Source organism: Thalassospira sp. Z349TD_5, from assembly GCF_056173045.1.
Genome location: NZ_CM149654.1, coordinates 214,078 through 233,837 on the forward strand (window position 1 = coordinate 214,078; position 19,760 = coordinate 233,837).

Annotated in this window: 21 protein-coding genes; 8 read left to right on the forward strand and 13 right to left on the reverse strand. The window is 45.4% G+C overall.

Translation table 11 applies throughout. The features are described 5' to 3' along the window. Positions 1 to 13: 13 nt before the first annotated feature. From AC0VXT_RS00975 to AC0VXT_RS01025, 11 genes are all read right to left on the reverse strand, one after another. Entirely contained in the window at positions 14 to 1,330 is a 1,317-nt protein-coding gene (locus AC0VXT_RS00975) for a hypothetical protein (RefSeq protein ID WP_475547137.1), read from the reverse strand. Continuing rightward, positions 1,330 to 2,115 (reverse strand): hypothetical protein, encoded by a 786-nt coding sequence (locus AC0VXT_RS00980; protein ID WP_475547138.1) that lies wholly within the window; start codon positions 2,113 to 2,115, stop codon positions 1,330 to 1,332. The genes AC0VXT_RS00975 and AC0VXT_RS00980 overlap by 1 nt, the downstream gene beginning before the upstream one ends. Continuing rightward, positions 2,108 to 2,866, reverse strand: coding sequence for an acylneuraminate cytidylyltransferase family protein (locus AC0VXT_RS00985; RefSeq protein WP_475547139.1), 759 nt, complete (start codon positions 2,864 to 2,866; stop codon positions 2,108 to 2,110). Before AC0VXT_RS00985 ends, AC0VXT_RS00980 begins: the two co-directional genes overlap by 8 nt. Further along, complete coding sequence (locus AC0VXT_RS00990) at positions 2,863 to 3,831, reverse strand: 2-hydroxyacid dehydrogenase (RefSeq protein WP_475547140.1); 969 nt, start codon at positions 3,829 to 3,831, stop codon at positions 2,863 to 2,865. Before AC0VXT_RS00990 ends, AC0VXT_RS00985 begins: the two co-directional genes overlap by 4 nt. Before the next feature lie 20 nt (positions 3,832 to 3,851). Continuing rightward, complete coding sequence (locus AC0VXT_RS00995) at positions 3,852 to 4,241, reverse strand: UDP-N-acetylglucosamine 2-epimerase (protein WP_475547141.1); 390 nt, start codon at positions 4,239 to 4,241, stop codon at positions 3,852 to 3,854. Continuing rightward, a complete protein-coding gene (neuC, locus tag AC0VXT_RS01000; RefSeq protein ID WP_475547142.1) occupies positions 4,129 to 5,010 on the reverse strand; it encodes a UDP-N-acetylglucosamine 2-epimerase in 882 nt (293 codons plus the stop codon). Before neuC ends, AC0VXT_RS00995 begins: the two co-directional genes overlap by 113 nt. After that, positions 5,007 to 5,903, reverse strand: coding sequence for an N-acetylneuraminate synthase family protein (locus AC0VXT_RS01005; protein WP_475547143.1), 897 nt, complete (start codon positions 5,901 to 5,903; stop codon positions 5,007 to 5,009). The genes neuC and AC0VXT_RS01005 overlap by 4 nt, the downstream gene beginning before the upstream one ends. Next, positions 5,851 to 6,054, reverse strand: coding sequence for a hypothetical protein (locus tag AC0VXT_RS01010; protein ID WP_475547144.1), 204 nt, complete (start codon positions 6,052 to 6,054; stop codon positions 5,851 to 5,853). Before AC0VXT_RS01010 ends, AC0VXT_RS01005 begins: the two co-directional genes overlap by 53 nt. Next, complete coding sequence (locus tag AC0VXT_RS01015; protein WP_475547145.1) at positions 6,042 to 7,193, reverse strand: NAD-dependent epimerase/dehydratase family protein; 1,152 nt, start codon at positions 7,191 to 7,193, stop codon at positions 6,042 to 6,044. Before AC0VXT_RS01015 ends, AC0VXT_RS01010 begins: the two co-directional genes overlap by 13 nt. 62 nt (positions 7,194 to 7,255) lie before the next feature. Beyond that, positions 7,256 to 8,281, reverse strand: a complete 1,026-nt coding sequence (locus AC0VXT_RS01020; protein WP_475547146.1) for an SDR family NAD(P)-dependent oxidoreductase — start codon at positions 8,279 to 8,281, stop codon at positions 7,256 to 7,258. A gap of 163 nt (positions 8,282 to 8,444) precedes the next feature. Beyond that, entirely contained in the window at positions 8,445 to 9,212 is a 768-nt protein-coding gene (locus AC0VXT_RS01025) for an FkbM family methyltransferase (protein ID WP_475547147.1), read from the reverse strand. 276 nt (positions 9,213 to 9,488) lie between these two features. On the opposite strand from AC0VXT_RS01025, the gene AC0VXT_RS01030 reads away from it, so the two are divergent. Genes AC0VXT_RS01030 through AC0VXT_RS01040 form a run of 3 tightly spaced genes read left to right on the forward strand, consistent with a single transcriptional unit; the run spans position 9,489 to position 13,353 of the window. Continuing rightward, the gene (locus tag AC0VXT_RS01030; RefSeq protein ID WP_475547148.1) at positions 9,489 to 10,268 is read left to right on the forward strand and encodes an FkbM family methyltransferase; all 780 of its coding nucleotides are present in this window, start codon (positions 9,489 to 9,491) and stop codon (positions 10,266 to 10,268) included. Positions 10,269 to 10,282: 14 nt separating this feature from the next. Continuing rightward, complete coding sequence (locus AC0VXT_RS01035) at positions 10,283 to 12,034, forward strand: ABC transporter ATP-binding protein (RefSeq protein ID WP_475547149.1); 1,752 nt, start codon at positions 10,283 to 10,285, stop codon at positions 12,032 to 12,034. Next, positions 12,034 to 13,353 (forward strand): glycosyltransferase 61 family protein, encoded by a 1,320-nt coding sequence (locus AC0VXT_RS01040; protein ID WP_475548553.1) that lies wholly within the window; start codon positions 12,034 to 12,036, stop codon positions 13,351 to 13,353. Before AC0VXT_RS01035 ends, AC0VXT_RS01040 begins: the two co-directional genes overlap by 1 nt. Positions 13,354 to 13,374: 21 nt before the next feature. On the opposite strand, the gene AC0VXT_RS01045 is transcribed toward AC0VXT_RS01040, so the two are convergent. Further along, positions 13,375 to 13,950, reverse strand: a complete 576-nt coding sequence (locus AC0VXT_RS01045; RefSeq protein WP_475547150.1) for a GNAT family N-acetyltransferase — start codon at positions 13,948 to 13,950, stop codon at positions 13,375 to 13,377. Next, positions 13,947 to 15,173: a UDP-4-amino-4,6-dideoxy-N-acetyl-beta-L-altrosamine transaminase gene (pseC, locus tag AC0VXT_RS01050; RefSeq protein ID WP_475547151.1), complete on the reverse strand. Its 1,227-nt coding sequence runs from the start codon at positions 15,171 to 15,173 to the stop codon at positions 13,947 to 13,949. Before pseC ends, AC0VXT_RS01045 begins: the two co-directional genes overlap by 4 nt. 156 nt (positions 15,174 to 15,329) lie before the next feature. Here pseC and AC0VXT_RS01055 point away from each other — a divergent pair, with 156 nt between their 5' ends. The 5 genes from AC0VXT_RS01055 to AC0VXT_RS01075 all read left to right on the forward strand — a co-directional run bounded on the left by AC0VXT_RS01055 (position 15,330) and on the right by AC0VXT_RS01075 (position 19,680). After that, the gene (locus tag AC0VXT_RS01055; protein WP_475547152.1) at positions 15,330 to 16,109 is read left to right on the forward strand and encodes a class I SAM-dependent methyltransferase; all 780 of its coding nucleotides are present in this window, start codon (positions 15,330 to 15,332) and stop codon (positions 16,107 to 16,109) included. A gap of 28 nt (positions 16,110 to 16,137) precedes the next feature. Continuing rightward, positions 16,138 to 17,133 (forward strand): phytanoyl-CoA dioxygenase family protein, encoded by a 996-nt coding sequence (locus tag AC0VXT_RS01060; protein ID WP_475547153.1) that lies wholly within the window; start codon positions 16,138 to 16,140, stop codon positions 17,131 to 17,133. 17 nt (positions 17,134 to 17,150) lie between these two features. Beyond that, positions 17,151 to 17,534, forward strand: a complete 384-nt coding sequence (locus tag AC0VXT_RS01065) for an LbetaH domain-containing protein (RefSeq protein WP_475547154.1) — start codon at positions 17,151 to 17,153, stop codon at positions 17,532 to 17,534. Continuing rightward, complete coding sequence (locus tag AC0VXT_RS01070) at positions 17,534 to 17,785, forward strand: hypothetical protein (protein WP_475547155.1); 252 nt, start codon at positions 17,534 to 17,536, stop codon at positions 17,783 to 17,785. The genes AC0VXT_RS01065 and AC0VXT_RS01070 overlap by 1 nt, the downstream gene beginning before the upstream one ends. A gap of 71 nt (positions 17,786 to 17,856) precedes the next feature. Then, positions 17,857 to 19,680 (forward strand): carbamoyltransferase C-terminal domain-containing protein, encoded by a 1,824-nt coding sequence (locus tag AC0VXT_RS01075; RefSeq protein ID WP_475548554.1) that lies wholly within the window; start codon positions 17,857 to 17,859, stop codon positions 19,678 to 19,680. Positions 19,681 to 19,760 lie beyond the last annotated feature (80 nt).

A 19,760-nucleotide genomic window follows, 5' to 3' on the forward strand; every position in this document is an offset into this window, starting at 1 on the left:
AACAAGCCTTTCATTAGATTTTAGTTTGGTTGAGTAGCGTGATCGCTGCGTCAACAGACCCTATGCTTGACTGGCCTAGATATTTTGCAAAGAGATCCCGGCGTCGTTCTAAGAGTTCTGTTGGCACATTCGGATTTTTTAAGGCTTGAATGATTTTGTGATGGAGATCATCTGCAGATATAGCAAGATCAAAGGCCTCTTTCTCTTCACCATACAGAATGTAATCTTCCCATTTCTCATCTCGGGCCTCGGCAAACCAAGGCATTATCACGGGAAGGGCGCAAATGCCGGCTTCCAAAAGCGTAGTCGACCCAAAACCAATAACAACATCGGCTTCCTCGAGCAGTTGATGCACATCCAGCTCATCGTCGATGAATAAATTCGGCAGGGTTTCGGGATCAAACCCTGCATGGGTCATGTATGCAGTAATATTGTTTGTCCATGTGCCACCGTATTTCGGCTTTACGATAACTTCAATGTCGGGATTTTCCGCAGCAATGCGTGCTACAACAACATGTGTTTGTTCACAAAACTTGTCCAGATAGGTCTTGTTGTCATTGGGCCAGTTTGGCGGCGCCGCACCGATAATACCGGTAGCACGGCCAAAACTGAAGAGAACAACCTTCTTTCTCTCTTTTTGCAGTATCAGATCACGTTTGGCTGTAATTGTGTCGATACGCTCCAACAGACTATCCATGCGAAGGGCACCAATAACAGTTGAATTGCTCTCATCAACAGCACCCTCAGCCAGATAAATGTCACGCTGTAGACTGTTTTGGAAGACAGCCATGGTTCCTTGGAACTTATTTAACTGTTGAGCGCGCTGGATGTTCCATTTTTTTGCATGTCTAGATGATACATTTGATTCCCTATGAAAGACATAATAAGGCCTTCCCATCTGGCGGGCAACAACACCCCAATCGTTGTCGTGACGATAAAATAATGATGCACCGATCACCATATCGACTTGCAAACGCTTAAATAAGAGAGAAAAGATGCGTTCTAACAGTTTACGATATCGTGCGCGACGTTTTCCAATTGCGGCATCTTTGTCCGCATCCAGCCAGGCTTCGTTATAAGGATAATACCATCCATAGAACCGGGTTTGCCATCCTATCGGGATCTTTACAATACGGAAGTTGCCATGCTGTTGCAAAAGTTCTAGCTCACCACGAAACCTGGTTGCATTTACGGCCAGAATAGTGCGTGTCGAGGCATTTGAAACCGGAGCCTCCAGTATTTCGCAGTCCCGGACAATCTTATTCACAATCCAAGTTACAGGGAGAATTTCAACCAGCCGTATTGCCGGTTCACGTAATACAGGATGCATTACCTCAACTCTTCAAAAACTGCTTTTCCGCTGATATTGTGTTTTCCTAGCGGGTCTTCTCTCAGAATGAACAGGGTTACGTCACCATTCTTGTCCCAGTCGATGGACCAGTGTCTACTGAAGTTCTGTGCAAGGAAACGGGCGTTATTTGTTCTTCCATCAACCAGAATAGCTGTACCGGGCAATAAAATTGCTTCCAGTCGCAACAGGTCAGCTGCCATTGGTGTACGCTCTTCTTGCCGGAATGTGATGCCATTAATGCTACCTTTCACCGCGTCTGGATCAGGTCCGTCCAAATATATAAAATCCGGGCAAACATCTGGCAACTGATCATAATAATGACAAATCTGGTCCTGCCACAAACCAATAGTACTACCTGATTGGTGAAATGATATTCCTGTACGGCAATCATTGGGCAAGAGTTTTTCAGTGTAGTCCAGCCACACCGTCTCGGTATCAACCGTGGTGTGTTCGAATAGATGGCTGTTTCGCAGTTTACGTTTTTGGCCTTTAGACTGTTCATAGTCTAAGCGATTCTTGCGATGGGCGTCGGCAAGAACAATCGTAGAATATCCGACACCAAATTCCAGACTGGTCAGGAATCGGTAGTGATGGATTAGATAGTGTAACCGTGCCAAGTCCGCTTTGTGAGGAGGAAAAGGTTTTTGTCCTTTCGGTGCAAGGGCCTTTGCACTTTCGGTGACCGCAGCAAATAGATCTTCGAGATCATTTTTAGCCCACCAATCCAGCAGAAATTTTTCATCAGGCAAAGCGATATCAATCATGGTGTTTTCCTGTCTGGACCAAATTTCCAGCAATCAAAAGTTCCGCCATTTTGAAGTCATCGTCACTATCCACATCCATCGCATGAAAGCGATCAATGACTTTCCCGCGAGACGGTTGGGCGAAACAGTCTTGTCCGTCCAGCAGTGCCGTACTGCGAGTGGCAACAAGATTACCAAACAGATACAGTGCCGGTTTTCGCTGTTTGTTGTAGGCGGTTGCTCGCTCGTTCTTAAAATGAAAAGACACTTGGCCAACTTCACTTAGTGTTCGCTGATTGAAAGCATGGCTGTTGTGATAAACGGGCATAATGGTTTGCGCGGAAAGCGCTTGGGAATCTTCGCGCAACAAATCCACCAAACCGACAATGTCTTTTGACCGGACAAAGGGACTTGTCGGCTGGAGTAGGACCACAATTTCAGGGATACGTCTATTATTCTGCGCTGCTAGTACCTGCAAACAATGCCGTATGGCATCTGTCACAGGTGCATCATCTCCAGAAAGAGCATCTGGACGCGGGATCGGTCTGACGCCTCTACTTTCGCAGAACTCTGTTATGCCGGGATGGTCTGTACTGCATAGTAATTCTGAAAGGGTTGTACCAGCTCCCTTTGCTGCGTCAATTGACCATTCTATCAGTGGTTTTCCGCCAAGGGGATGCAGGTTTTTCAATGGGATGGACTTGGATCCTCCCCGGGCCGGAATTAGGCCAATTGCCCGCCCATTCTCTATCTCAAATCGTTGTTCCATCATTGTCCAGAACTTTTCAGAATGTCCAATGACATTTCAATGGTCTTCATTTCAGTTTCGCGCCAAGCGTCAATGGTGGAACCGCCGATATGCGGGGTCAATAGAACATTACTGTTCTTTCTCGCATAATCCAGTAGCGGGTGATCATTGAAAGTGTCGGCAAAACCTGGGACAAATTCGCCTTCAAAGACGTCCAGAGCCGCGCCTGCCAGATGGCCGGATTTCAGCGCACCCAGCAATGCAGACCAATCAACAAGTTCCCCACGGGCAGTATTTATAAAATAGCTTCCCCTTGGCATGGCATCGAATATGATCTGATCAATCATGCTCTCCGTGTTCTTTTCATGAGGAACATGCAGACTAAGGATGTCACTGTTTGCTGCCAGCTCCTGCAGTGAAGAATAGCGATGATAGGCCGTGGATTCGACATATGGATCAAACCAGCCAATATTCATGCCGAACGCGTTCCCATAGCGCGCGACCAAACTGCCAAGCCGACCTAGGCCAATAATACCGAGCCGTTTTCTAGATAGCATACTTGATGCACCAAAAGGGCGCCGGTTCCATTTGCCAGCAAGGCAGGATTCATGAGCATTCACCACATTGCGTGTCAGGGCAATAATCTGTCCGAATGCAAGTTCAGCTGTTGGTGTAATATTCTGCAGAAAATCAGGGGAAAACTTCAAACAAGCGACACCAATTTTGCGTTGCTCACAATAGCTGACATCAATATGGGGATGCCCTGTCGTGTTGGAGGCGACTACTCGCAGCAAAGGGCATAAATCTATCTTTTTTTTGTCAACCTGATAACCCAATGGGGCAAATAAGACATTTGCCCTAGCCAGTATTTCACCATTGTCTTCTTCCGGCGACGGCAAAGTAACGACATCGAAATGCTCATGCAGTTTTTCCAGGCTTTCCGGCTGGTATTGCAGCATAGAATAATAAATGGCGACGGGCTTGGTCATATCAATCTTGCAGTGAGGGTTTAATAGCTGTTGATTTTTTGAGATTGCAAACCGGCCTTCGCCAGAATATCGACAATTTTGGGCCCTGCATTACCGTCACCATAGAGATGGTCTGGTGCGTAGGAGCCGTGGCCAAGTTGCTGCCGTACTGCGGAGACTATAGCCTCGCGCTGATTGGGGACGTCTATGACATTCTTACCCCGGTCCCGACCAGTTTGGCGATTTCCTATGTTAACGGTAGGTGTTCCCAGAAAAGCTGCTTCACGAATGCCGCTGGAGGAGTTGCCGACGATACAGCTAGCATTTTTTAGCAGAGGGCCGAAAAGCTCGATCGGAAGGCTCTTGAAAAAATGAACATGATCGGGATTTTCTGGACTCCCGATATTGCCGAATACCCTTTGATATGCCATCAGACCCAGCGTCCATATTGGGCCATAGCCAAAACGTAGGGATTGCCAGTTCATCAATTGCATCGACAGTTTCCTGAATATAGTCACGGTTATGTTCATATTCAGTTGTCACTGGATGTTGGATGACGATCAGGTACTTTCCTTTTTCCGCGCGAACGTGTTGCCCAACACCCTTCTCTTCTTGCAAACGGTCAAACGGGGAAAGGTCGTCGAGGTTGATTTTTGACAGAACATCAAAACTGGTGGAGCCAACCAAATGGACGCGATGGGCATCTTCGCCCATCCGGATAATCCGATCACGGGCTTCTTCGGAGCATGGAAAATGCAAGTAGGACATTTTTGTAATTGCATGACGAATGGATTCATCAATTGATCCGGAGATTTCTCCACCCTCGATATGAGCAACCGGAATGTTCATGTAGGTGGCGACCATGGCCACAGGCAAGCATTCGAAACGGTCGGCAATTACAACTACCAGATCAGGTTCTAGGTTCCCAAATGCCGTTGCAAAGTCTGACACGGCAAGGCCCGCAGACTTCGCCATGGTCAAAGGCGTCTCCCCCTCCACTAGAAAGTGGATTTTAGCATCAACATGGAAACTGTCGGTATATTCCGAATCAAAAATTTTGCCATATTTCTCCAGAACTAAGGATCCGCCAATTATGATCTGTAATTGAATGTCATGCTGTCTCTTGGCAGCTTCAATTATGGACTTGGTTTTCCCGTAGTTTCCGCGTGACGTCAGGACAAGACAGACTTTTCTTTTCATGACAATATTTCCGAGGTCAATATTCCGTCTTCTTTCAGATCTGCAATTAGGGTTTTGCCAATGACATTATCTAGGTCTCTAGGCGATATACCGGTACCTGGCCGCTTGGCGATCAGATCATCTTTTTGAAGGATATGCCCGGCAGGTAAATTTCTACAGGCAACCAAAGATTTTGTTGCCCAGCCGAGACTTTTCTTTTCTGTAGCCGATACCATTTTTTTGCCAGAGCCCATTGCCTGTTCGATTTTACGAATTGACGAAACAAAGGTTGTTAGGTTCTCCGGTCCGCAGGAGACCTTCCAATCCTGGGCGTCAGGAATGTTGTATTCAAGCGTAATGTGTTTTTCGATGATTTTGGCGCCCATGGCAACTGCTGCCAGCGGGATATCGACCCCTTCGGTATGATCTGAATAGCCAGTGACAGCTTGAAATGTCTTCCTAATGTCCAGCATTGCACCAAGATTGACTTGGCCGGGGGGCGTCGGGTAGGCAGTTACGCAGTGTAATAGGGAAATTTCCGTATTACCTGTTTCTGTCAAGGCGACCAATCCTGTATCGATATCTGCGATTTCATGCATGCCCGTTGAATAAATTACCGGCTTTCCCTGTGCGCCGACATCGCGCAAGTAGGGTACATTGTTTCTCTCACCAGAACCAATTTTGTAGAAGGGAACGTCAAGCTCATGCAAATATTCTAGGCTCTGTTCTTCATGGGCTGTTGCCGTGAACATGATACATTTGCTATCACAGTACTCTTTCAAGCGGGCAAAATCTTCATAAGGAAGGGCTCGATTCCCTAGACGCAGCTTCCAATCATTTGCCGCTTTAGATATCATGCGATCAACATTGAATATCTGGAATTTGACTGCGTCTGCTTGGGCCTCTACCGCCATGTTCAACAAGTTTCAGCGCTTTTTGAAAATCGCCAAAATGGGAAACACCGGCTTCGGCAATAACAAAGCAAGGTGAACTTTGTCCTACCAGTTTATTACCAATGAGAAATTCCTGTTTCAAACGGAAAGAAGGGACAGTCATTTCCGCCATTCCGTTTTCGGCAGGATGATGTCATTGCGAATTCGGTCTTTTACCTTACTGATTTGCTGCAGTATCTCGGTTAAAACTTGGTCTGTCAGCAGATGTGGCTCAAGACCCAGATCCTTCAGCCCCGTATGTGTTGGATTGTAGTAATGCTCTTCAAGTTCAACACGAGGATTGGGTAGTTGCTGGACTTTCACATCAAGATCGAGCAGTTTTCCCGCTTGTTGAACTTTACGGGCAAGATCATTTACGGAGAAGGTTTCTGTGAATTGGTTGAAAATTCTCATTTCCCCTTTTCCGGCAGGGTTTTTTGCAGCCAGTTCCAAGCATTGCAGTGTATCCCTGATATTCAGATAGCCGCGTGTTTGCCCACCTTTCCCATAGACGGTGAGAGGAATCCCTGCCACGGCCTGCACTAGAAAACGGTTCAGGACGGTGCCAAAAATTTCATCGTAATTGAAACAGGTAAACAGATTAGCATCGTCTCCCATTTCATCGGTAAACATGCCATAAACAGGGCCCTGCATCAGATCAGTTACTTTCAGTCCCCACGCCCGCACATAGAAATATAGTAGATCTGTATCCTGGATCTTTGTTGTATGATACAAAGATCCAGCTTGGCGAGGGAAGAGAACGCGATCTTTTCGGCCTTTATGTTCGATATCAATGAATCCCTCCTCGATATCGATATTTGGGGTGCCGTACTCGCCCATTGTGCCCAGTTTGATAATGTGTATAGCTGGGTTCACTTCATTTACGGCTTGAGCAACATTAAAAGTCCCAATCAAGTTATTGGTTAGGGTCAACCGGGCTTCTTCATATCCCGCCATGGAATAGGGAGCTGAAGGCTGCTCAGCATAATGGATAATTGTATCTGGTTGAAACTTCCGGAGCATATCTGCAAGAGTTCTAAAATCGCAAATATCAGCGATTTCAACATCAATCTTTCTACCGGATTTTTGTTCCCATAAGCGCTGGCGCTCTAGCAAATTTGGTAACTGGAATAGGGGCGGCGTGTCTTTTTCTATACACGCTGTTCGACGCAGATAATTGTCTGCGACCAAAACGTCATGACCCTTGTTGCTGAGATACATGGCTGTCGGCCAGCCAAGGAAACCGTCTCCGCCTAAAATCATGATACGCATGGAATTGTGTCCTTTGAAAACAAGGCTAGTTCGTCAGGTCAAATGACCGCGCCTAGGAATTGTCAATAATCTATTTGGTTTAGTAAATCGTGATCAAGGAAATAACTGACAATTTCTTCAACCGTCTGGACGGGCTCCAAGTCAGAACGATACTCTCTTTCCGGCTTTTTCGCCAGTTGATCCATGGCCTTATGCAAAGTCGGTCGGACGACAAAGAAATCCTGAGTTTCGGTGGTGCGGTGCAACTCTTCCGTACTCAAAAGTTCTTCGTACTGCTTTTCACCCGGGCGGGTGCCAATTACCGAGATCTTGATGTCTTCGGGATTTCGGTTGATTTGGGGCGCATAGATTTTTTTAAGAGCCTCAATCATATCCACGATCTTTTGGACGGGCATTTTTGTCACAAAAATCTCTCCCCCGGACGAATGGCATGCAGCCTTCAAGAGCAATTCGACACTTTCTGAGATGGTCATGACAAAGCGGGTCATATCGGGATCTGTCAGTGTGATATTCTTGCCGTCCCGCATTTGCTTCAGGAACAGTGGCACTGCAGACCCGCGGGAGCCCAGAACATTGCCAAAACGGGTAGAGGAAAAGATAGTACCCTGATTTTGTTTTAAGAAATTAGCCGACGTAATTAGCCGTTCGCCCATTAGTTTTGACGTTCCCATAACGTTGGTGGGGTTCACAGCCTTGTCGGAACTCATGAAAATAACCCGATTGATACCGTTCTCAATAGCGGCTGATATCAGGTTTTGTACACCGGTGATATTTGTTGCTACGGCTTGGTCAGGATATCGTTCGCTTAAATGAACATGCTTCTGTGCAGCGCCATGAAAGACAATATTAATATCAGCCAAAGCATCCTTGATACTGGAGCTACTGCGAATGTCGCCAACAACAACATCGAAGCGGCTTTCATCGCGATAATGTTGTTGCAGGGAGAAAATGCCGAATTCATTGGTGTCAAAAGCAACGACTTCATCGACGTCTTCTTCTAGCAATCTGGAAACCAGTCTTTGACCAATCGTACCACAGGCACCGGTAACCAGAATTTTTTGGCCCGACCAGAATGAAGTTTTCCCCATGGTAAGATGTCCTGCGTAATCGGGAAACTTGACTTGGTAACGTATCTTCCCAAGCCCTTGAGTATCGCTCTGTTTAGCGACCTACTGGGTTCAGATCAAGGTTCAAATATCAAAAGTGGGTGTTGTTCCCTGTCAGGCAAGCCAGCCAACAAAAGATAGTTAGTTAGGCGTTCGGGAAAAAGCGTTTGTTGACGTAGACTGCTTCAACCCAACTGATTTTGTTGCAGCCTTTTTCTTTGTTCAGGCGTGGCAGGGCGTAAAGAGTAAATCCTGCTGGAATTAGAATCTTCTCCAAATCGAAGAAGTTGTACCTTACTTCATACATATCAAAGAAATTTATCTCAGTGTAGATAATTTTTATATTTTGCAGAATATCAGAACATCCTTCAAGGCACTCTCTTTCGTGCCCCTGTGTGTCCATTTTTAATAAATCTACGGATTCAATATTGTTTTTTTTGCAGTATTTATTTAGACTTGTAAGGTGAACTTTTATTTCTTTGTTATGGTCATCTGCTGTGTTGTCTTGAATCTTCAGAGAATCTTGAATTACCCTGCTGTTTACATTTATTTTGTTCAGGCTATTCAGTTTGGAATGACTGTGCTTAAAAAAAGTAGCAATGCCTACTGACTTGTCATTAGTGATGCCCAAGTTGTTTAGGTGAACGTTTTTGAAGCTGGCAGTATTTTCCTTCAGCAGTTGAAAGCTGTTCGGTTCTGGTTCAAACGAGTGTATGACTGATCTAGGCAGGCTATCTCGAAAATGAATAACAAACTCACCTTTGTGCCCACCGACATCCAAAATTACCGGGGTTGGGTTATCAATCAACTTCCTGAGAATTTGGTTCTGGATTTTCACATGGGTAGGGTTCTCTGTGATCTTTTCAATTTTGTAACCGAGTTTCTTGAAGGTTTTTAAGATAATATTCTTCATTTTTTGCCAGCTTTTAATGCAATATTTTTCATTTTAAAGAGCCCGGATAGAAAGAACCATAAACAAGCTGAGAATGACATATTCCCATATCAATGCTACAGGACTAGCCTTGAAATGGGCCGGGAATCAACCTCTATTTGTCAGCTTTTGGCTTGAAGTGCGTTATCCGACAGTAGCCCCGGAGTGCGCTTGACGTTTTTTTTTTAATATTGAATAACGATGATCCGATTGCGACAGAGCGATGTCGCCCCATAATTGTTAAGGTATTTTCATCTGATGGCCGGTTTTTTTAAATTACGATTTTTGGAAGCAATGAGGAAAGCCGGGTATGTATTGTTATCGGAAAATGACAGGAGGCTGTGGAAATCAGACAAGATAGAGGCGGACGCTCTCAAGTACTTGGTGAAGCGGAGGCAGCCAGTTTGTTTTGATATTGGGGCGCACAAAGGAGAAACAATGGAAGCATGGCAGTCTTTTTTCCTTAATCCAACCATCCATTCGTTCGAACCAACAGAGGTTGCTTGTCAAAATCTGGCGACAAAGTTTGCTCAACACAGCAACATACAAATAAACAATTTGGCTCTTTCAGATTTTCAGGGGAAAGCATTTTTCTACGAGCAGAGACGAGGCAACTTCAATTCAATTTACCCTATGCTCGGAGGCGAGAATGAACGGAAAGAAGTGGCTGTAGAGACTTTAGACGGATACTGCATGCGAAACGGGATCGACCACATCGACCTGCTGAAATCCGATACCCAAGGGAATGATGTTTCGGTTTTAAAGGGGGGGGAACGGGTGCTTCAAAACACATCTGTTGTCGAAATTGAAGTATTGGTTGGCGATACCTATGGTCACAATACAAGCATTAAGGATATAGAGATTTGTCTGGATGGTTTCCAGCTTTTCGATATTACAAAGAAAGTGAATTATTCACCAAAAGTTGGTGAGCAAATTCCTCAAAAGAACAGTCCCAAGGTCAATGATGATTTTATGGTCGGGCATGTGTCATGGATGAATGCCATCTATTTTAATCGAAAATTTTTCAATAAATCTTAAAGGATATTGCTTTGATGGACCTAAGCTCCATAAAGAGAATGTTCCGTATATTTTCCATAAGTATCAAGCAATTTCCTCTCGCTTATATAATTGTATTGGTTGCAACTGTTTTTGGAGGATTGCTGGAAGCGTTCAGTTTGATCTCATTGCTGCCGTTACTAGCAACAGTGCTCCCCGAATCCGATGTTCAAAATCAAGGATCAGGGACTGGGGCTATACAGATATATGAGTATTACAAGTCAGCATTTTCTTGGTTGGGTTTGGAGATGACTTTGCCAAGTGTATTGATACTGATTGTTTTGATAATTGTTTTCAAAGGGGTATGTACTTTTATTACAGGATACTCACTTCGTCTTGTCGCGGCCAACTTAGTGAGAGATATGCGGCTGTCTTTTCTTGAGCATATGTTTAATGCAAACTGGTCTTACTTTATGCTCAACGCTAACGGTGGTTTCACGAATTCGATCAGTGCGGAATCGATTCGAAGTGCTACTAGTTATCTCGCTTTGTGGACATTGCTTGCGACGGCAATTCAGTTGGCAATTTTAACGGCAGTTTCTTTGTTCTTTCCCATCGAAGTCTTGCTGGGCGCTTTTGTGTTGGGTGGCCTTATTTGGTTTATTTTGCTTCCAGCCCAAAAGCTTGCCAAGCGCGCAGGTGGTGATGAAACAAGATCTAGCAAGTCGCTGATGTCGGCTATGACGGACAAGTTGCAAGGCATGAAGGCCCTGAAAGCCATGGGACGGGAACATCTGGTCCGTGACTATTTAAAATTTGATGTTGAGCAACTATGGCGCGCCCATAGAAGCCAAGGGGTCGCTGTTGCTGCTCAAACCTCATTGCCAGAACCACTGCTTACGGCAATCATTGCTTTGGGTTTGTATGTTGCATTGGAGTATGCCGACACTGAGTTCTCAGAGTTACTTGTCATGATCGTGTTTTTTAACAGGATGATCGGAAAAATTTCAGAATTACAGCGGACTCTGCAAGCCTATTACACTGTTGAAAGCGCGTATTGGTCGATGTTCGATAGTATTGAGGAAGCCAAACATAGTGTGAAATCAAATATTAGTGGCACGGATAAGCTTATCGAGAATACAAGAATAACTTTTAGGAACTTGTCCTTTGCATACGCCAATAGTCCTATGTTGTTGCACAATTTGTCTGTGGACTTTCCCGAGACAGGTTTGGTGGCAATTACAGGACCTTCGGGAGGCGGTAAAACCACAGTAATCGATTTGATAACGGGTCTTGTCCGCCCTTCTTCCGGAGAGATTTTGATTGGTGAAAAGGGACTATCGTCTTTAAACATGGCAACCTGGAGGGCTCGTATTGGTTACGTTCCGCAGGAAGTGCTTCTGTTTAACGACAGTATTAGGAGTAACTTGACGCTCGGTGATTCAGGGATAGTGGATGAAGATCTCAATGATGCTATCGAGCAGATTGACGGGTGGTCCTTTGTTGAAAGCTTAGAGCAGCAGGTGGGGGAGCGCGGCGCATTGTTCTCAGGTGGTCAGCGTCAAAGACTTATGATCGCGCGGGCGCTTGTTGGGAGACCTTCTGTGTTGATCTTGGATGAGGCTACGGCGGCACTTGATGAGAACGCCGAAATCAAGATTTCAAACATGATCAAGAAGCTGTCGGAAGATATGCTGGTGATTGCCGTCTCTCATCAAAAGTACATGTTATCATTGGCAGATTTGGTTCTGGAGATGGACAAAGGCCGTTTGAGGCCATGGGATAAGCCAGCGGGAAACTCAACTTGATGTTCTTTATCTCCAAATTACTTCGCCTGTTGAAGGCTGTGTTAAACCATGGCCCGTCTAGGCTTATTGTAGACTTTGTGCATCTGCTTCGTAACAAATATGTCGGCCATAGCAGGATTATGGCCTGCCGTGATCTTGCTTTTCCTTTCAAACAGTTTTCGGTAGATTATGGGAACTCCGAATTGGGCATAGTGCACAAGGAGTTAGCAGGGATATACTGTTTCCATGGGGTTTTTTTGCATACAGGGACAGGAGTTTTAATTTACAGACCTGTTGGGAGTATCCGTTCAACACTGATACGGGAATCCAATATTGACGATATCGATTCTCTAATAGTAAAACTTCCATTGTATTCTGGAATTCGTCATTTTAATAATGATAGATGTATTTCATTGTCCTACGATAAGCCAATCTTTATTTTTGAAATATTATCACGTAAAAATAATTATTATCACTTTACTATTGATAATTTCATGAGGTTGCTCGTCTTTCTTGGAAAGGTGGAGCGCCCTTGTGTGGTTTTACATAATCCAGGCGTTCCCAAATATGTACAGGATCTGTTTTCTCTTGTGTCTGAGCTTTATGATGTCGAGTTTCAGACGTATCCGGACGGTGATATCGTAAAGATCACTTCAGAAGTCTATGTGATGGATTATGTTCAAAAGCCGTGGTTTCAGGATTTCGATTCGGCATTGAAGAACAATATGACGCGTTTTCAGGACGAAACGAAGTCTTTGAAAGGGGAGGGGGGGTATGACCCAATTTACAGACTGTCTCCCATCCCAGCTTTCTGGGTGGAGCGTGATGTTTCAAGTGGTAATCGGCGCTATAAGAACGACGATGTGAAGTTGCTTCCGTCACGAACAGGGGCTAAAGCTGTTGAGGTCTTCCTTGAAAAGCTGCGGACAAAGTCCGCTCCTTTGAGAAAGCCTTATCGTATTGTTTGCGTTGACCGGCGTGGAGAAACCAATAGGGGGCGCCAACTGTCAAATCTGGCAGAGCTGCAAGAACTTTTTCCACAGATCGAGTTTGTAAAATTTGGCGGGTTGAGCATTGAGGCGCAAATCAAGTTAATCATGGAAACAAAGATATTGATTGGTGTCCATGGAGCGGGCCTCGCAAACGCGGTATATATGTCGCCAGGGACACGGATGATCAATTTAATGCCTAAAGGTTTCTACTTGCCTCGCAGTAATTTGATGGCGGCGCATTGCGGTGTGCACGATATTGAATATAAAGAAATCTTAGCTCTGCCCGTGGATTTGGAATTCCACGAACTAAGAGTTGAGCCCGGCGAGTTGGAACCGCTTTTGCGATAACAACAAGTCAAAGTGCGTTTCTCAATCAATCGGATTTTTTTTAAAACTTCTTGCCAGTATGCCTACTTCAATAACATCAGCCCATTCGCCTGATCCAGTCGCGGCCTGTTCGATTCGGCATCCTTCAATACGGAAACCGAGCCGTTTGAAAAGCCGTGCGCTACCTTCGTTTCCGTCAATATATCCTGCTCGTATGCGATGCAGCTTCAGCTTCGCGAAGCCGAATTGGCAAACGGCTTGAACTGCTTGTGTCGCAATGCCTTTGCCTCGGGCTTTCATCGAGCCAATCAGGAAACTTACGTCTGCGTATGAGTTATATATATCCACCGGGCCAAGTTTCACTGTGCCCACATGGAGGGTGCCATCTTCAAGAAAAATCCCCCAGAAAAACTGATTCTTGCACCTGACCATGGCATCAACGAAAGCCAAAACAGTCTCGGTGTTTTGTTCATGCCAGCGTGTTTCCAGAAAGCGATTTACCTGAGGGTCTTGCATCCAGCTAGTATAGGCATCGGTTACTAATTCTGTTGTCATTGGCCGCAACAACAACCCATTTCCCAATGGAATTTCGGGTGTGAGGGCGGGGAGTTCAATCATTTGCCATTACCTGCTGAGGACAATGTTTCAGCCAGGGAATCCACGATATATTTGACGTCATTGGCAGCCATTTGAGGAAAGAGTGGCAGTGATAGTTCTTCAGCATACCAATGATCAGCACCGGGTAGATCGAGGGCACCATATCGTTTGACATAAAATGGCTGTAGATGAATTGGTATATAGTGAACCTGGCTACCAATGCCTTTATCTTTCAACTGTCCCATTACCCAAGCTCGTGTGACGCCAAGTTCGTCGAAGGGTATCAAACAGGCGAACAAATGCTGGCACGCCAAGTCACTGTTTTTCGGGGATACTACTCTCAGTGGGCTTTCAATGTTCAAAATGTAGTTCTTGTATAAATCAACAAGCTGTTTTCTTCGCTCTACAATGCTGTCTAGGCGTTTTAATTGAGAAAGTCCCAAGGCGCAAAGAATATCCGGAGCCCGATAATTCCAGCCTAGTGACTGCATTTCGTAATACCAGGGGTTTATTTCCCGGCTGCCCTTGTCTTCCATAGCCATATCAACACGAAGAAAATCCTCGGGATTTCTTGTTATACCATGGTTTCGAAGTTGTTTTATACGACTATCAGCGAGCACATTATTTGTTGTGATTGCCCCACCTTCTCCCATGGCAATGTTTTTTACGGGATGGAAAGAAAACACATGAAAATCTGCGATGCGGGCGCAGCCGACCGGCATTACATCGCCATTATAGGACAATTCGCTGCCCAGCGCATGGCACGCATCTTCAATAACAATTAGCCCGTTTTGCCTTGCAACGGACATTAAGTCTTCCGTCAGGGGCGAAAACCCTGACATGGCTACAGGTATTACGGCTTTGAGCTTCTTTTCGGAGGGGATGCGTTGTAACGCTTCTTTCAATGTTTCTGCCGTCATTAATCCGGACAGAGGATCGACATCAGAAAATACAACATCAGCACCAGCCTGCAGAACGGCATTGGCTGTTGCAAGGAAGGAAATTGAAGGAACGATGACTGCGTCGCCAAGGCCGATTTGTGAAGCAAGGATGGCTAAATGCAGGGCGGCTGTTCCACTGTTGACTACCGTAACGCAACGCGCCATCAACCGAGTGGCGAGCGCGTCCTCAAACTCTGGAACGATAGGGCCTGCTGTTAGGAAATCCGAAGACAAAACGCGACTGACAGCATCCATATCTTCGAAAGTGATTTCCTGTTTCCCGTAGGGAAGAAATCTGGTCATGATTTACAGTCACGTTACGATTAAAGAGATTGTCTTGCATAGTCGAATAAATGCAGGTGAACAAGGACTGTTTATCGAATTGATCCTTCTTGTAATTCAGGCGTTTTCAGGGCAAAAGACTGGTTTTACAACCTTTGTCAGGTTAGCAACGATCACATGAAGCTCGAAAATGGAAAGATACCTCAGCAGTTTCAGAAAATCCTCGATTTTGCGGGCAGCCTGCTAAAACAACGTGGAAGGGATGTGACCCTTGAAACCAAGATCTTGGATTTTGGTTCGGGCGGCGGAAAACTTGTGCGTTGGTTGCGTTCTGAAGGATATAATGCTTGTGGGGTGGATTTTTATGAAGGCAAGGAAGCATTTAAGGAAATGCTCGAAGCTGATCAGTTCAAGTCTGTCGTTGGTACACCATACGCAATCCCTCATGAAAACGAGTGCTTTGATCTGATTGTGTCTCAGAATGTCTTTGAGCATGTTCAGGATTTTGACGCCGTCTTGGCAGAGCTGGCAAGGGTTACACGTCCAGACGGATATGGGGTGCATTTGTTTCCCTCTGGTACAGCGCTGATGGAAGGACACATTAATGTTCCTTTGGCCGGTTATATTCAGAGATACTGGTGGATTAAGCTTTGGTTGCCTTTTGCTTGCTGGATGGATGGCCGAGGCGCCGGTGAGGACGGAGAATCAATTGGGTCAGGAGATGATATTGCTCTTCGTAAGTTTACATGGCTCAAGGAGCATACCAATTATTTGCCGCACAATGTGATCCTGCAAAAGTTTGGCGAGCACTTCGGAGAGGTGACTTTCTTGGATGCTGAATTGTTTATGTTCTGGCCTGGCCGGTTACGGAAGCTTGCACCACTGGTGCGTGTTTTTCCTTTCATTGGGAAGCTGAACCGCAAATTCCGAATGATAGCCATTCTCGTGCATAAGTGATTTTCCAGATTGATTGGAGTTAGGCGAAGTGACAATTACATCTACCTTTGCTCGACTGTTTAGAAGTTCGGGTGAGGACTTCTATCTAGGGCGGGAAATTACACACTGGCTCTCGCGCAGGGGGGTTTCCTTTGCTGCAAGTAGAGCGGTTGTTCATACATTTAAGTTTCTGCGCCGGCCGGTCTCTACTATTGAACGTCTTCTACAAGCCAAGAAAATCAATGATCAGGCCACCCATGCAATAAGTCTTGAAGAGGGTTTTGCCCCAATTGATTTTCTGCAATTGCCCGGTGCGTTAGACTTGCTTGATGAATTGTCCAGCATGTGGGTTGCGCGATGCAAGTCTGGTGATTTGGATCCTCGCTATTCTTGGAGCAAGGAACCGGAGAAGACATCTTTTTTGAGAAACTGCCTGCTGGAAAGCGACATCGCAGATAATGAAAATCTAATTCAGTTTCTTACGAACCCAGTTTTCGTGGAAACGGCGACCGCTTATCTGAAATCTGTTCCGGTTTTGAGTTGTGTTGAAATATGGTGGTCGCCAGCTGTTGAGGAGCCCGGACATGGGGCGGACTCTCTTGCTGGCAGTCAGCAGTTCCACTGTGACTTAGAAGATGACAGGCAGTTGAAGTTCTTCGTTTATTTAACGGATGTGGATGAGGATACAGGTCCCCTGACCTTTTTCTCTAAATCTGAATCCGATCAGATTCGCCGAAAGATTTCCTATGAATCCGGAAGAATTTCTGACGAGCAAATCGAAGAAGCAGGGTTCTTGCACAAAAAAAGGTTGGCAGTTGCGCCCAGAGGCCAAGGTTTCGTTGTCGATACCAGTAATTGTATTCACATGGGCAGTCGGGTCACGGACAAGGAACGGCTCGTTATGATGATTCAATATGTCCCTTATAATGTACATAGGGAACCTGTGGGGAAAATGCCTGGTTCTTGCCGGGGCGAGGATGGTCGCAAGTTATTCGACAAAATCGACGACCCGTTACACAAATTGCTTTGCCAACCCACTTACTGATCAGAATGACTTTTGGAATGTCTGTCGCTGACAATGTTTCGCTTGGAGAAAATGTCTCGATTCCTCATGATTCCCTTGTGAACCTATATGGTTGTGAAATTGGTGACCGCACCAAAATTGGTACTTTTGTTGAGGTCCAGGGTGGTGTCGTGATCGGACAAGACTGCAAGATTTCGTCGCATAGCTTTGTCTGCGATGGTGTAACGATTGAAGACGGCGTGTTCATCGGGCATGGGGTTATGTTTACCAATGATCTCTTCCCCTCCGCTGTAGCAGTTGATGGCAGTTTGCAAACGGAAGATGATTGGACGATGGTCGAGAGGCGAGTTAAATCCAGAGCCTTGATCGGTGGCGGGGTAACGCTGGTAGCATGCTGTCTGGCGGCCAAAGACAGCGGTTGATGCTTGCGCGAGCGATGGTAAGGGACCTGGACTTGCTGATCCTGGATGAAGCGACTACGGCGTTGGACAAGGAAACGGAAAAAGAGATCTGTGATACCGTTAAACAGCTGTCAGAAGACCGCTTGGTAATCGCCATTTCGCACCAGCCTTATGTTCATTCCATCGCTGATTGGATAATTTGTCTTGATAACGGGCATATAGTTGAAACAAGCAGTAGCGAAATGACTGAGAGGGCCGATTTGACCCAGTAGCGCGTAGTCAGCCTGTTTTTTTCGTGATAGGTAATTTCTCAATTTCAGACTTCGGATAATGGTTGGCTAATATGATTGTTTTGGGAATTCATAACTCACACGATTCTTCTGCTTGTATTTTACAGGACGGTGTTTTGGTTGCGGCTTCAATGGAAGAACGCCATCAGCGCATAAAGGGTATATCGGCTTACCCCTTGCAAGCGATCAATGCCGTTCTCGACCAAGCAGGTTTAACCCGAAAAGACATCGATCATGTTGCTGTCGCGACGGAGAAACTGGTTCCGACAAACCTGCACAACCTCGTTGGAACCTTTTCTGTTGCTGATCACACGCGGATGCATGAGGAATATTTTTCTCCCCAAACCAAGGGTGAATCTTTTCCTCCATTAGCCAGTATTTTTCCTAACTATAAGATTAATGGAAATCAACCATATGATTTGTCTCGGGTTCCATTTGCATCAAACGCAGAATTGGCGCCGGGAGAACTGGAATTAATGCAATCTGTTCGACGGGAAAAAATTCTCGAAGACATTGGCGTTGACGATGAACAGCTTAGTTTCCATGACCATCACACAGCACATGCCTGGCATGGCTACCATACAGCGATTAATCGTAAAAAGAGAACCGCTGTTGTAACCTCGGATGGCGGCGGAGACGGTGTATATGAAACCGTCCATGTGGTGGAAAATGGAACATGGGAATGTTTCCACAGAGGCCGTACCAGTCTAATCGGTAAGATATATGCCTCCATTACCCTACAATTGAGAATGGATCCTCATCGTCATTTGTATAAAGTCATGGGGCTTGCTCCTTATGCTGCCGAGCATAACAAAAAGGGCCCAAGACAAGTATTCAAGGATGCTCATTGGGTGGAGGGATTGGCCTTTGGTCGAGACCCAGAACTGACAAACTTCTATGATTATTTCAAAGATCGTCTGAAGTTGTTTCGTTTTGATGGTATTGCTGGTGGACTGCAGGATTTTGTTGAAGATCGGCTGGTAGAATGGTTCGGTAACATCGCTGATCAAACGGGTACATGTGACTTTGTATTCTCCGGTGGTGTGGCAAATAATACCAAGGCAAACTTGGCACTGATGAACCAGGATTTTTTGTCTTCCTTATTCGTTCCGGCCGGCCCGGGCGACGAAGGGTTGGCAATTGGCGCAGCATATAAAGCATATAAAGAAAACCTTGGTTTTGAATCGTTTGTTCTGGAACAAAGTCGCCCTCAAAATGCATATTTTGGTCGTGTTGTTTCAGACGACGATGTTCGGGCATTACTAGATATTGCTTCTGTCCAAGAACATTATGAGGTGCTCGATGGATTTGACATGGATGTGATCAGCCAAGCATTGCTTGATGATGAGGTTGTTGCAATCTGCCGTGGAGGTATGGAATTTGGGCCACGGGCTCTTGGAGCCCGATCCTTTATTGCGAATCCTTCCAGTCAAATAGCTTTGCGGAATCTTAATGATATGATCAAAAAGCGGGATTTCTGGATGCCTTTTGCTCCATCAGTACTGGCAGAGCGGTTTGACGATTATATGGAACGTCCAAGCGGGATCGAAGACTGGTGTGATGTGGCGCCACATTTCATGACATTGTGTTTTAATACGAAAGAATTGGGACGGAAGCATTTATCTTCAGCTATTCATGCTTATGACAGTACAGTGCGAGCCCAATGGGTAACAGAAGAAGATAATCCGGAATACTATCAAATTATCAAGAAATTTGAGTCTGTTAGTGGTATCGGTGCTGTGCTGAATACTTCTTTGAATATACATGAAAAGCCTGTAGTGCTAACTCCAAGTGATATTTTGAATGAAATTGTCTTGGATAAGGAAGTTCCGTTGAACTTTATTGTGGCTGAGAATCGGATATTGAGGCGTCGATGAAAATTGAAACACTTCTTTTGGGATTCTATAACAATGAATTTTCATGGAAAAACTGCTGATTATTCAATTCAAATCAGATC